This is a genomic window from Pseudobutyrivibrio sp. (assembly GCF_017471675.1).
Taxonomy (GTDB): Bacteria; Bacillota; Clostridia; order Lachnospirales; family Lachnospiraceae; genus Pseudobutyrivibrio.
The window spans coordinates 36,962-50,900 of record NZ_JAFUSK010000063.1; the positions used below are offsets into that span (position 1 = coordinate 36,962).

The 13,939-nt window shown below is 36.8% G+C and carries 10 protein-coding genes; 9 read left to right on the forward strand and 1 reads right to left on the reverse strand.

Features of this window, described 5'->3' with window-relative positions; all coding sequences use genetic code 11:
- The first annotated feature begins 20 nt into the window (after positions 1-20).
- From IJ535_RS10085 to IJ535_RS10100, 4 genes are all read left to right on the forward strand, one after another.
- Positions 21-2,174, forward strand: coding sequence for a hypothetical protein (locus IJ535_RS10085; RefSeq protein WP_294302143.1), 2,154 nt, complete (start codon positions 21-23; stop codon positions 2,172-2,174).
- Positions 2,175-2,327: 153 nt separating this feature from the next.
- Positions 2,328-2,552: a hypothetical protein gene (locus IJ535_RS10090; protein ID WP_294302145.1), complete on the forward strand. Its 225-nt coding sequence runs from the start codon at positions 2,328-2,330 to the stop codon at positions 2,550-2,552.
- A gap of 14 nt (positions 2,553-2,566) precedes the next feature.
- Positions 2,567-3,100: a hypothetical protein gene (locus IJ535_RS10095; protein WP_294302146.1), complete on the forward strand. Its 534-nt coding sequence runs from the start codon at positions 2,567-2,569 to the stop codon at positions 3,098-3,100.
- A 17-nt stretch (positions 3,101-3,117) separates the two neighbouring features.
- Complete coding sequence (locus tag IJ535_RS10100; protein WP_294302148.1) at positions 3,118-5,865, forward strand: hypothetical protein; 2,748 nt, start codon at positions 3,118-3,120, stop codon at positions 5,863-5,865.
- Positions 5,866-5,873: 8 nt separating this feature from the next.
- Here IJ535_RS10100 and IJ535_RS10105 read toward each other — a convergent pair whose 3' ends face one another.
- A complete protein-coding gene (locus IJ535_RS10105) occupies positions 5,874-6,782 on the reverse strand; it encodes an ATP-binding protein (RefSeq protein WP_294302152.1) in 909 nt (302 codons plus the stop codon).
- Positions 6,783-6,872: 90 nt separating this feature from the next.
- On the opposite strand from IJ535_RS10105, the gene IJ535_RS10110 reads away from it, so the two are divergent.
- The 5 genes from IJ535_RS10110 to IJ535_RS10130 form a co-directional block, all read left to right on the forward strand.
- A complete protein-coding gene (locus IJ535_RS10110) occupies positions 6,873-7,121 on the forward strand; it encodes a hypothetical protein (protein ID WP_294302155.1) in 249 nt (82 codons plus the stop codon).
- A 12-nt stretch (positions 7,122-7,133) separates the two neighbouring features.
- Positions 7,134-9,482, forward strand: coding sequence for an ATP-binding protein (locus tag IJ535_RS10115; protein ID WP_294302158.1), 2,349 nt, complete (start codon positions 7,134-7,136; stop codon positions 9,480-9,482).
- Positions 9,472-11,517: an ATP-binding protein gene (locus IJ535_RS10120; protein WP_294302162.1), complete on the forward strand. Its 2,046-nt coding sequence runs from the start codon at positions 9,472-9,474 to the stop codon at positions 11,515-11,517. Before IJ535_RS10115 ends, IJ535_RS10120 begins: the two co-directional genes overlap by 11 nt.
- 91 nt (positions 11,518-11,608) lie before the next feature.
- Positions 11,609-12,814 (forward strand): 2-hydroxyacyl-CoA dehydratase family protein, encoded by a 1,206-nt coding sequence (locus IJ535_RS10125; RefSeq protein ID WP_294302165.1) that lies wholly within the window; start codon positions 11,609-11,611, stop codon positions 12,812-12,814.
- A partial coding sequence (locus tag IJ535_RS10130) for a 2-hydroxyacyl-CoA dehydratase family protein (RefSeq protein WP_294302168.1) occupies positions 12,814-13,939 on the forward strand: 1,126 nt, incomplete at its 3' end. The genes IJ535_RS10125 and IJ535_RS10130, both read left to right, overlap by 1 nt.

Below are 13,939 nucleotides of genomic sequence, written 5' to 3' on the forward strand. Positions count from 1 at the left end.
AGGGGATATCTCATTTTGTTTTGTACTATTTAGATGCTAACACTACAAAGGCATATAATGCTGATTACGAGATGAAGCTTGCAAGGGATATTTATAACAGGGGTGAAGTTAAGGTTGCTGGAAAGACTGCTCTAGCAAAGATTTCTCATGTACTAATTAGCTACAACAGAATGATGGATAGCAAAGCCAGAGTTGATGTCCAAATGAAAAAAGAAAGACTATTGGCTGAGACAGAGTTTTCAGAAGATCTCAAAAAACTTTTTGAAGAGTTTGGCATTAATGCAGAAGATTTTGAATCCAAAAAAGAAGAATTAGAAAAAGAATTAGCAGAGGACGCCAAGAGAGAGCAGGAAGAGGAAGAGGCAGAGGAAGAAGAAACAGAACAAGAAGAAACAGAAGAAAAAATAAATGAGCAAGAAGAGGAACAGCCTGAGGAAGAAGAGCAAGAAGATACTAATAAGGAGCCAAAAAAAGAACTAGAAGTTATAGAAGAGGTAGCAGCAGAGCTAGAAGAAGACCATGAAGAGCCAGTAAAAGGGCTAGAGGTCATAGAAGAGGTGCCGGAAGAATTAGAGGAAGACCATGAAGAGCCAAAGAAAGAACTAGAAGTTATAGAAGAGGTTGCAGAAGAGTTAGAAGAAGATCATGAAGAAGATGAAGAGGAAGAAGATGATGATGAAATAACAGTTTCTCCAGAAGATGAATTAAAAGAAGAGCTGAAAATGAGGTATAGGGAAGCTAAAAGTAAATATGATTATAAAATGGAGATGCTTCAAGATAAAGCTGATAAAAAAATTGAGAAGGATGCAAAAAACAATACAAACAGGGATGAAGTGGGCGGAATATTAGCTACATTAATGCTTGGTGGAGGTGCTGTTGGTTCAGAAGGTTTTAGTCTTACTACCGGGGATACCATGGATCTTATGACAGGCGGTAAGTACATAGAGAAGGTAGCTTCTGGTAAGGGAACACTGTTTGATCAGATGGCACTTTTAGATAATGCAGTGAATACAAATGGTATTGAGTTAAATAATGAAAAAGAAGTAGATGTTAGAAAAGATGTAGATGATGCCTATATCGGTTCTTCAATAAAGGGAGCAAAATATTCTCTTAATGATATTCTTTTTAAAGGGACTGACAAGGATATAGAATTTATCAATGCTTCAAGGTATAAAAATGAACCAGGCACAAAGTCTATCGCAACTGAAAAGATAGCTTTGGATTTTGATGCAATAAAAACTGAAAAGAATTCTAGAAAATTAGCTGAAAAAAATAAAGATGGTTCAAATGAGAAAAATGATAAGAAACTGACAATAAAGGAAGCTTATGAAAAGAGAAAGGAGCTTGATGTATTTAATAGAAATAGAGATGATTTAAATATATATAGTGACGAAATCAATGAGATGCTTGAAAATTCTGTAGTGCCTCTTAAGCCTATCGCAGACCATTCTAAAAAGACAAGAAGGTCTTCAAGTAAGGAGCTTAGAGAAGCAAGAAAAGCTTGGGAAGCAAGGATGATTAAGGTTAGAGAGGGCAGAAGAGTACATAATATAAAGGTGGCAGATTATACCTACAATAAAAATGATGTTGACTACAAATCTATTCCTACACTAAACGAAGAACAGTTAAAGGCTAGTAGGGAAGCAATGGGAAAAGACGATAAGTCTGTGAAAAATATGATATTTGCCTATAGGGTTATGGGAGCCACACCAAAGGAACTATATTTATTCAGGCTTGCTATTATTGCTTATATGATTCCAACTGGCAAAAAGACTTTGCGAGAAATTTTAACAGAGTCTGCCGAAGCAGGTTACATTGGCAATGAGGACTTGACCACAGATGAATCTATGTATTCAACATTCTTAGATGCGCCAGTTATTGATTACAATTTTGTAAATAACTATGGCAAGGAAGATTTTAGAAAGATAGATAGGTATAAGAAGGTAAAGCTTGAGAATGAAAATCCAGAAAGCAAGGAAGAAAAAGAAAAACGCTTAGCTGACAAATGGAAAGTGGATGAAGAATTCTTAGAAACTGATGAAGATGAAGAAGAAAAAGACGAAGTGGAAGAAGCAGATGAAAATGAGGAAGTAGAAGAGCAAGAAGAAGTAGAAGAAACAGATGAAGAAGCTATTTCCAAATCGCCAGAGGAAGCAAATGAAGAAATAGAATAGGAAATTACGGAGGAGTTAAACGGGGCTAGTGAAGAAATCGATTTAAGTGAAGAAGGGGAATTAGGTGAAGAAAGTGAGGTTGATGAAGATAGGAAAGAGCAGGGAAATGAAATACAGGCAGATATAAAACCTAAAGATAAGCTGGAAAACCCTGTGGAAACTATCATAAAAAAATTTATAAGTAATGGTCAAAGGCAAAATGATGATGCAGTAAAAATATTTAAAGATTTAAGTGTGATTATTGATAAAAAAAGGCTAGAATTTGGACTAACCGAAAATGATATTTCACTATTAGCTGAACACTTAAATGATGATAGTAAAATATTTAAGAATGGTTTGCTAAGAATAATTAAAAAAGTGGTTGAAGAAAACAAATGAAACGGAGAAAGAACATGAGTAAACAAAAATTAATGGATGAGAGACATGAGATTTTAAAGCAGGTTTATGAGGATCTTACAGATGAGTTATATGCAGCTACTTTGGATGAAAAGAAATCGGAAGATGATGTAGAAATTCTTAGAGTTATGTTTGATGATATTGGATTCGATGTAGAGGAGGGGGCAATAGGTGAGTTCCTATTTATGCCACTTATTTCTGAAGAAGACGAGGTTCAGTATTTTACTTCCGTACTGACTATTGCAAATGTGGCAGTTGAAGAAAATCTTCCTAAGCTATATGAAGCTTTGTCTATTATTAATTATGTTGTGCCTTGTGGTGCTTTTGTTTACGACAGGGATAACGTACTTTTAGCCTATAAGCTTACCACACCAATTTCAATGGACTTACATGGTGAGGATCTTTCAAAGCAGGTCAATATTTGCATGGGTAACGCAGTGGCAATCACTGATAAGTACTGCGATTTACTACTTCGTATCAATTCTGGCGAAATAGATATTGATCATGTGATAGAGCAGGTTAATGTATAGATTCGAGGGGTGGGTTTATGATTAGTAAGCAAAAATTGCAAAAAAATCAAACTCAAGTAAATCAGCAAGAACAAAAACAAGAAGAACTACGTATGCAAAAGGCTCCTACACAAATGGTAGAGAGTAATAATATAAGTGAGGCTAATAAATCTGAAGAAGCAGAAAAGATTGAAAAATGTTTTATTACCGTTGGGGAAGAAGTAAATAAAATTTATGTTTTTGGAATGGAAAATCAAATCTTTTTCCATGATGGTGCTAGTAAGAAAGCTAATAGTACCCAAGTGAAAGAAGCGGTCTTAAATGTGATACATATTACCAATCGACTTAAAAACAAATCAGGAAAAAGACCTTCTGTTGGAGAGATGACGGAGGCGATAGTGCGTTTATCAGAAACGGCTAATGCTTATATTGATACCCATAGAGATACTTTTGTGTATCAATTATTTGGTGATTTAGCTGAAAAAAGGAAAATAGCTCGAAATATCACAAAAATATCAGATGCTTTTTTTAAAATAATGGATGGCATGGGGGATGATTTTAGTTTTTTTGATTCATTACAAGAAGTGCAAAGCTTGAATCTTGATTACGATAAAAAGGTTGTAGAAAGAATAACTAACTTCCATGATATTTATAAAAAATTAGGAGAACATATTTCTTATAGAGAAAATGGAGAAAGGGATAAAATAAAAGAAAAACTATCATATTTTCAACCTTATGAAAACGATTTTAAGATTCTTTTAGCTAGAAGAGCTATTAATAGAGAGAAATTTGAAAAAAAAGTTAATGACAAAGCCCAATATATGCTTAATTTATATGTAAGATATACAAGGCAAGAGAGAGTAATTACTAAGCTTGAGCAAAATGAAGAAATAAAAGATAGTCTCTCTGATATAGTAGATAAAGTTGTTACTGAACATGCGGAGGAATGGAACGAGCGAGGTGGTGAAAAGAAGCTAACGAAAGAGGATGCAGATTCTAATCTTACAAAAGAACAGCTTCATGCTATAAATGAAATTGATAAATGGTTTCTTGAAAATTGGAATAATGGTGGATTTGCAGCATTATTTAATGTCGCAAAAAATGAGCATGGAGAAATTGTTGCTGAACTCTTTAAGAAGACCAAAAGAGAAAGAATGTTTATTTATTATCTAATTCAGTCAGGTCATAGAAAGGAACCTACTGCATTAGATGTATATCGTTCTCAAACAGAAAAATTGGATATTAATGAATTTAAGAGAAAAATGGAGGCACATTGGTTAAAGCTACATAGAAGATTAACTGGTGACTACATTAACATGAATAAGCTTACAGAATCTTTAGAAGCAAATCGTGTATATAAAGACCACATTTTGCAGTGCAATAAAATAGCTGGTGATTTAGATAAGGCAAATGAAAGAAGGGGAAAGAAAAAGCCAATTGATAAAAATCTACCTATAGAAAAGCAGTACAAGGTGGCGTTAGAAAATTTTATTGTAGTTGGCCTTGCTTACCAAAATATTTCAGAGCAACTTAATGCTGAGAAAGATAAAAAGAAAGATAAAAAGAAAATAAAAAATCTAACAGATACACAAACAGCTACAGCGCAAGAATTGGAGGAATGTAGAAAAGCTTTAGTTGACCTTAACCATGAGATAGCTGAGATTAAATCAGATGCTGCTGTTGAAGAAAGTGATCAAGAAGAGGAAGTAACTGAAGCAAGAGAAATGGCAGGCTTTGTTGTAGGCAGTATTGTTAATAATGTGAGTGCAATAAAATACATAGCGTCATTAAGTGACAGTACAATTGCTAAGATAAATCTAGCCACAACAAATACAACAGGAGTTGCGCTTTCAAGTATAAATAGTATAGTATCCACAGCATTAGGAATATACTCTCATGTAGAAAGCCTAGCTGAGCAGCACTGGGGTGATAAGATAGCTGGCTTTGTAGAATTTGGAAATGGAATTCTTGACGTAGCTACATCAGTAGCAGAAAATGTTGAGACAATAAAGAAATTTACTGAAATTGGAGAGCAGGTACTGGATACCGACAGCTGGGATTTTTCACAGGGCACTCAAACATTAGGTCTAGTTACATCCTCAGCGTCATTGGCTATAAATTCCTATAAGCTTATATCAAAGGGATTGGATGTTCGCAACGCAAAAAATGCCAAAGAAGTTATTGATAAAAAGTATAAAGGCAAAGGTGAAGTTACTGCCAAAGATAAACAAAGACGCTATGAGGAAAACATGGCTAGACTGGTTAATGCTGTGAGCAAGAGAAGAACAGTATATTCATCAATTGATTTTGCAGTTAGTGGAGCTAACATGGTAGGAGTATTTATCCCTGGAGTAGGACAGGTGATGGCTATTGCTGGACTTGGCATAACTTTAGCTACAACTATTCTTAAGGCTATAAGCACAGGTAAGGTTCAGACTGCCATATTTGATAATTACTTTAATTTCCCAAAATGTTTAGAGAAAGCTAAGCTTGCAGTCCAAAAGACTAGAACGATAGTGAATGTGTCTAGATTTGAGGAAGAACTTAGACGTAGATTGGCGGCGAAAGAAGGATATTCAGATATGAGTAGCGCTGCAACCCAAATTGCAAAAAAATATGCTGATTTCTTCTATACTCGCTTATTTGAATCACCAGCTGGTACCCTTACAGCTGATGAAAAGAAAGCTTACATAAACATGATAAAGGGTTTTGGATTACCTTATGATGAAGAAAAGAAAAAACCTGACAAAGAACTGTTAGCCAGATCTTTGACAGGTAAAATTTAGATTCTAAATTATGTGGTTGGAAGCTGGATATATATTCCCATTCCAGCACCTGAATTGCTCTTAGCATAGATGGTTCCACCATAGTAGGTGACAATAGCTTTTGCCTGGAAGAGGCCAAGACCATTACCGCTGATTCGATTAGAACCCTGGTAATTAAGTTCGAAAATATGCTTGGTTTCTTCTGGGGCAAGGCCATCACCATTATCCTTGCATACAACAAATATATCATCAGCAACGGAGGATATGGTAATAATAAGGCTACCACGACGATTCATATATTTGATAGAGTTATCAATTATGTTTCTAAACAGGATGCGGATTAGATTTGCATCGGCCTTCACTAAAAGGGATTCTTCAGTTGAGGAAACAGTTAAGGTTAATCCTGCTTTGATAGCATCATCGTGAAACTCCTTAGCTACGGCCTTTGCAACATCGATTATATTGATGGTTGTGGACATGGATTTTTCAGGTAAATAAGAAGGAAGGACACTTAGTGCCAATTCATCTTCATTGGCATTAGATTTAGTTTCAATGGCAGCCTTCTTTGCATCATCAATAGCTTGATTTAGCTCATCTATTTTTTCCTTGAGCTTAACGATTTCCATGTTGTCAGAAACAATTTGTTCCTCAAGTGAAGTAGTTGAATCGATTTTTTCATTGAGCTGTTTTTTTAAGGATTCAGTTTCTTCTCTCCACTGAGTCTTAATATTTTGTATTCTTTCAACATATTCTTCAGCATCTTCTTCTGAGGTATCTTTTTTTAGATTGGAAAATAATGCAAAAAGCATGAGTGTAATGCTATGGAGAATGAAGAAAAATAAGAAAACAGTTGAATCGCCAGAAAAAAATGAAAATAAAGTAATAACATAAAAGATTAAGGCTGAAACAAGTAAGAATTTTTTAAAAATATCAAACATATATACACTCCTTATTCAATATACAGACATTTGCTTTAATAAAATAATGATATCAGACATTAAAATTGTTATCAAGAAAGAGTGATAGCTATGAAATATACAGATAGAGTTATTGATGAATCCAATGAAAAAAAAAGAGAGGCTGAAAAGAAAAGGGCACTTATATTTAATGATGATTTAAATGGCACAGAGATGGGATATGCCTATGACACACCACCTAAATCTATAAATCTAAATACAGATAAAAGTATTTATGACAGAGTAGATGATACATCCATTAATACAATGAAAAGTATTTTTGATAAAACAGCAGTTTTTCATGTTGACCCTAATAAATAAGGAGGCGTTACCGTGGCAGATAATAATATTTTTTCAAGCTATGATGAATATATGAAGAATATTTTTGATTGTGTTAACAGATGCCTTAGTGTGTATCTGGAAAATATGAAAACTACTTTCTCTAATGGGCAGGGTGGTTATAAAAATGTTCTTTATCCAGATTTAGAGATTGCAGCTGATGCAGCGGCCCAGCATGTTATTAGATTTGACCGGGAATTTAATAGCGAATATGATTTTGATGACGAGGAAGATGAAGACCAGGAAGACGAAGATGGTGAAGAATACGACAAGTACGATTATGACGATTATAATGACGAAGAATTGTTAGCAGCATTTGGAGTTTTTGGCGCATATAATGGGGATTTTGATAATCAAAAGTCTATAGAAGAAGATATAAATGTTACAGAGCGTCTTATTGAAATCCAGGAGAAGGCAAGGCTTACAGTTGAGGCTGGTATAGATATGCCATTTTATAATCTATGCCAAAAAATGGAATTTGACCCATTTACTATTTTCTGTTTTGCCTGTGGAATTCTTTCATCAACACAGACAGACTATTCAGGAATATTTCAGATTGTAAATGAAAATGGAAACCTGATGAATCCTACTATTGAATCAGCAGGACGTCTTTACTATGGTCAAAAATATTCTATCACTGGAGCCTACGGGGATATGTCTATTTGCTTAGAACAGCTACTACCTGTTTTGGATCTTAGGGTAGTGCCATCTATGCCATTTTCAACAGTAGTTTCACCAGACAAGCGAATCATTGATTACCTGTTTGGTAGAGACCGTATGAAAATAGATGAAAACTATATTAGATTTATGAGAATGCTTACAAAGGATGGAGAAAAGCTTGATGAAATTCTTTGTAATGAGAATGTGCTAGAAGCTATGAAAATAGCCTATAAGGATGGCAGTAAGCTATTCTCTTATCATGGAGATGAGGGTTCAGGACGAAAGTTTTTTATTAGAAAGTTCTGTGAAGAAAATGGTATGCGTGCCATCACTGTAAACTGTAAAAAGCTGTTTGTTTATGATTATTCTTATGTAGAAAAGGCAATCTGGGCTGTTACCAGAGAATGTATTCTTACTGATGCCTGCTGTGTACTTGAAGAGCTTCAGTATAGAGAAGAAGAGAAGGAAAAGTTTTTTGGTTATATGGATCTTTTCTTCACCAAGCTTACGGAAAAAGGAATTATCGTATTTGCCAATTCCAAGGAAACTATTAATTTTAAGGAGATTACAAAGGAGCAGATTACACTGCTTGAGCTGCCGGCTCCTGCTATTGATGGAAGAATCGCCTGCTGGAATTACTATTCCAAGGGCTATGAATTTGGTGAGGATGTTGATTTCTTTGAGATGGCAACCAAGTTTTTGTTTACTCCTGGCAAGATTAAAGACGCAATTACCTATGGTAAGTCCTTGGCTGTAATGGATCAGGTGAAGGAAATCGATAGAGCTACGTTGTTTAAGAGCTGTAATGCCCAAATGTCATCTGAGCTTTCTGCCAAGGCTACCCGTGTGGAGGCTAAATTTGGATTCGACGATATTGTAATGAACAAAGACCAAAGAGAGCAGATTAGCCATGCCATAGAACAAATGAATAACAAAAAACAGGTCTATGAGGATTGGAATTACATGAAAAAATATCCTTATGGTAGAGGCCTGACAGTTTTACTATATGGAGCTCCTGGTACTGGTAAATCAATGATGGCTCAGGTTCTTGCCCATGAGCTTAATCTGGAGCTATATAGGGTAGATATTTCTAAGGTTGTAGATAAATATGTTGGTGAAACAGAAAAATCTCTATCTATGATTTTTAGAGAAGCAAAAAAGTGTAATGTAGTTTTGTTCTTTGATGAGTGCGATACCATCTTTGCAAAAAGAGCAGATGATGGTGGTTCTAATCAGGCATCTGCCAATAATAAGACAGCTCTTCTGTTACAGGAAATGGAGGCTTATGACGGTGTATGTGTACTGGCAACTAACTACAAACATAATATTGACCCTGCATTCTTTAGAAGAATGAAATATATTGTTGAGTTCCAGTTCCCTAACGAAGACACCAGAGAAATGCTTTGGACAACAACTGTGCCTAAAACAACACCACTTGGGGATGATGTTGATTTTAGATTTATAGCCGAGAAGTTTGAGTTTGCCGGTGGTAATATCAAAAACTGTGTTTTAAATGCAGCATTCCTTGCTGCCGAGGATAAAACAGCAGATGGCAAGGTATGGATGCGCCATTACCTAAAGGCTATTCAGTACGAATTTGTAAAAGTAGGACGTGTATTTACCAGAGCCGATTTTGAACCATACGCTGATATGATTTTTGGAGAGGTGGAGGATGAATACTAAAGAACAGACATTGGCTGGTTGCTTTAGGGATAAAGAGGAAGAAGCTGAGTACGCCCTTTCATTTATAAATGCCCTAACAGTGGCCTCTGATAGTGAACCAGAAATTTGTAGGGAGCTTTTTTCTAACTTTATTATAAGATGTGAGCTTACCATAAAAAGTAAAAAGGATTATCCTTTTTCGAAAATACTGTGGGTCGGTATGCTAGAGCCCATTGAATGGCTGGCATTTTTGCTGGCATGGTTTTCTGCGGTTAACGGGAGCATTGATTTAGCACTTTCTAAAAGTACCTTAAGCCCAGGCAAATCCTCTGTGCCAACTGCCAGACTATGCCTGGATTTAGCCTCTACTTTTCTTGAAGATGATGAAATAGATTCAAAAATATTGTTTGATAAGGATTCATTTTTGAATAGAGTACTGCTGGAACAAAATGTTGGACAAACCAGTAGTGAATTAAACACTCCTTTAGTTTTAAGACATGAAGCATTGCTCTATATCGAGGGCAATGGGGAGACTTTAGGGGATATTTCTTTATGCGCAAATTATTTATGCTCTAATGATTCTAATTGTAATATCCATAAATCTGAAGAAAAAGAACTGTTAAATATCTTTTTAAGCTGTGGCTCTTCAGATGTTGATTCCGTTGTTTTTTTAGTTGGAGAAAAGGGAATAGGAAAGCGCTTTTTAGTTAAGTGCCTGCTTAATCATATTCAAAAAAAGGCACTTAGCGTAGATGTAAGCAGATTGCTATCTTTTTCAGAGAAAAATAGAAACGCTATTCTTTCTGATATAGCAGTAAAGCTGGTTTTAAATAATTGTATTTTATATTTATATAATCTGCCAGCTGATAGAAGCCGGTTTTCAGAAGTAAGGTACATGTTTGCTATTTTGCAAAGCTATTTTTCGGTAATAATTGTAGGAACAGAAAATAAACCTACAAAGGAAATAGAAGCCATGGTAACGGGGAAATGCTATCAGGTGCAGTTAACTGAACCAGGCTGTGAGGATATGAAATTAATCTGGCAGGAAGCTACTACTTATTATGGTAGTACCTTTGCAGATGATATAGATGTGGATGAGCTGGTATCCAAATACTTCCTTAATGCAGGCAGGATATTTAACAGTGTTTTAGGGGCATTCCCATTTGCTAAAGACAAGCAGATTGACAAGAAATCCATAGAAAAAAGCATTCGCTCAATATGTGCAGCTTCATTTGGAGATATTGCAAAGCGAATAACAAGTCCATTTACATGGGATGATTTGAAAATAGAAGAAGATAGCAAAAAGCTACTTGAACTGGCAAGCAATAGGGTTAAATGTAAAAGCAGGGTAAATGATGATTTTGGCTTTGGACCAAAGCTTCCTTATGGCAAAGGCCTTGCAATTGTACTTTACGGCCCACCGGGAACTGGCAAGACAATGGCAGCATCAGTGCTTGCCAATGAACTGTCACTGGATTTGTACAGGATAGATTTATCCCAGATATCCAGCAAATATATTGGCGAAACAGAAAAGAACCTAGGGGCCTTGTTTGAGGCTGCAAGAAATTCCAATGGGGTACTGTTTTTTGATGAGGCAGACTCATTGTTTGCAAAACGTACAGAGGTTTCTTCATCTAATGATAAGCATGCCAATGCAGAAACAGCTTATTTATTGCAGAAAATAGAAGAGTACCCAGGTGTTTCTATTCTTGCTACAAACAATCTGCAGAATTTTGATGTGGCCTTCAAACGAAGAATGACTTACATCATACCAATAGGTATGCCGGATGAAAAGACAAGAGAAGAGCTATGGAAAGCGGCATTCCCAGACAAGGCACCTCTTGCATCAGATGTAAACTTTAGTATTTTAGCTGAAGCAATAGAAATAAGCGGAAGCGGTATAAAAAATGCGGCTATAGAGGCAGCCTATAGAGCAGCTGCAGAAAATAGAAAAATAACCATGAATGATATTCTTGATGCTGTTGATTTGGAATGTATGAAAAATGGCATGATGGGTGTAAAGAATGAAATAATATCAAAATTAGTAACAGGATAAGCAAATATTTCTAAAAACAGCGGACTATGTTATCATAACATAGGTAAATATTACCAACACTCATCTTAAAATATTGGGAGGATATAGTTTTTTGAAGGACCTTAAACATCTATATTATTTTGAAAAGCTTTTAGATGACACATACAACGATTTAGCAAGAAAGGGGAAGGAAGCTGGAATGTATGCAATTGGTCATGTGTGCTTTCAGATTCCTGAACCTTTGCTAAATCTTGATGGTTGCTTTTCAACAAGGCTTAGAGCTCCTCGTACAGGCTCCATAGAAATGGGAACCTACTACATGAGCTCTACTTTGTGTGAGGCATGTCGCGCATATTTGGAGCGTGCTATAGAAGGCGGCTACAATTATCTGGATTGTATTATCGCCCCTGATGCTTGCGCACAGATGAATCGATGTGTGGAAAATATAGAACGTCTTGATACAAATCAAAATGAGAATTTCTTTGTTACCTATTCTGATGTTCCAATGAAATCAGACGAAACAGCACTTAGGCATTATGTTAAGCAAATGCGTATTCATGTGTTAGAACCACTTCATGAAAAGCTGGGAGTAGATATATCAGATGAGGCAATGCGTGCTGCTGTGGAAGAGCAAAATGAAGTAAGCAGGCTTCTTACTGCCATCGGGGACTATCGTAAATACGATAATCCACCAATCACAGGCTATGAGTTTGCAGTACTTTGTCTGGCTAGCTATTGCTGCCCTAAATCTATGATAATTGATAAGCTTCAGGATACTTTAGACGAGCTAAAGGTGAGAGTGCCAGATGAGAAAAACAATTATCGAATCAGGGTGGTTATGGTTGGCTCCGAAATAGACGACCCTGAATTTATTAAGCTAGCAGAGGAATGTGGAGCGCTGGTTGTGGCAGATAGATACTGCTTTGGCTCACTTCCTGGAAGACAGGTGATAGAGCTTAATGATGAAGAGGATGCACTTACTCAGATTTGCCGTACATACCTACAGTGGGGCAAATGCCCACGCTTTTTCAACCAGGATAAGATAATGGAGCGCAGGGAATATGTGGATAAGCTTGCTAAGGAATATCATGCAGATGGGCTAATCTATGAGCAGATTAAGTTCTGCGATTACTGGGGCTATGAAAGAGCAAGCGCATTTCATGTAATGGCTGAGGAATATGGCTATCCAGTGCTATCAGTGGATAGGCCTTATGCAGTGCGTTCATCAGGTCAGCTGCGCACTCGTATTCAGGCATTCGTAGAAAGAGTAGAAATGAAGAAGATTTCTGCTGAGAAACAGGAAGGGAGAATCAGCTAATGGGAAAGGCTTTAGGAAGTGAGCCCCTTGGTAAGGTAATATATTCTGGAAAACGTCCCCGCCGTCGCAGGGAATGGCGAGGCTTTAGGGATACCTGGTACGACTACACCAGATGGCTTTACTATCTTTTTACACTTGGAAAATTCATGATGAAGCCTAACAATTTCAAAGGCTTTTTTAGATATCGCTGGATGAGCAATTATCTGGCTGTGCCTGATTTTATGGACAGGCACACAGAGGGCTTAAGAGGCACTCAGCTTAGGCTTGCCCATGAGGGAATCGGCCTGATAGTTCTTGATATGACATTGTCTTTAACTGACATGTTCAAGGCAGACCCTGAAATTGGAAATGATGTTGAGCTTTCTAAAAAGATGGTTATCTTTGATGAAAACATGATGAGCACACTGATGGGCGGTTTCCCTAATCTTAAATGGGTTAGCTACGAGGTGCCTGCTATATACACCAGCTCCTTCATGTGCCAAAACGGCGTAATGCATTATGTTGATAAGACCCACGAATACGGTGTACCAACAGATGTATGCCCTATGCCTGCAGCAGAATTTGGCGCAGCCTTAGAGGATGATTTTCCTCTTATTGGAGCCTGTGCTATTCAGTGCAATACCACCTGTGATGGCAGTCTTATGGGTGGCGGCCTTATGGCAAGGAGTATGGGGATTCCTACCTTCCAGCTGGCAGCACCTATCCGCCATAGGCAGGAGAGTGTACAGGAATACGCTGGTGAAGAAGTTCTTAATGCAATCAGATTTATTGAAGAACACACTGGTGAAAAGTACGATTGGGATTATCTGTTTACCAATATGGCCAGATTTAACGAAGAGACAAAGGAATTCTTAGAGTGGCTTGAGATTAATAAAAGCCCATATCCTCAGCTACTTGGTGCCACACTTGGATTTTACCGCTATGGTGTTTATATGGCAGGTGGAGGCAGCAGCCAGATATTCTTAGATACAGACAAAAAGATAACAGCCCTTGCCACAAAGGCATATCAGAACAAGGAAATGGCCTGCAAGGAATATCGCCATCGTGCCATCCTATGGGGCGTGCAGGCTGCCTACTATACAGCCTTCCCTAACTGGCTTATGAATTGCTGGGGAATCCTACCTA

Excerpts from the sequence above, each read along its gene's own strand:
- IJ535_RS10095 (WP_294302146.1), top strand. The coding sequence starts at position 2,567 with ATGAGTAAACAAAAATTAATGGATGAGAGACATGAGATTTTAAAGCAG.
- IJ535_RS10100 (WP_294302148.1), top strand. The coding sequence starts at position 3,118 with ATGATTAGTAAGCAAAAATTGCAAAAAAATCAAACTCAAGTAAATCAG.
- IJ535_RS10105 (WP_294302152.1), bottom strand. The coding sequence starts at position 6,782 with ATGTTTGATATTTTTAAAAAATTCTTACTTGTTTCAGCCTTAATCTTT.
- IJ535_RS10110 (WP_294302155.1), top strand. The coding sequence starts at position 6,873 with ATGAAATATACAGATAGAGTTATTGATGAATCCAATGAAAAAAAAAGA.
- IJ535_RS10120 (WP_294302162.1), top strand. The coding sequence starts at position 9,472 with ATGAATACTAAAGAACAGACATTGGCTGGTTGCTTTAGGGATAAAGAG.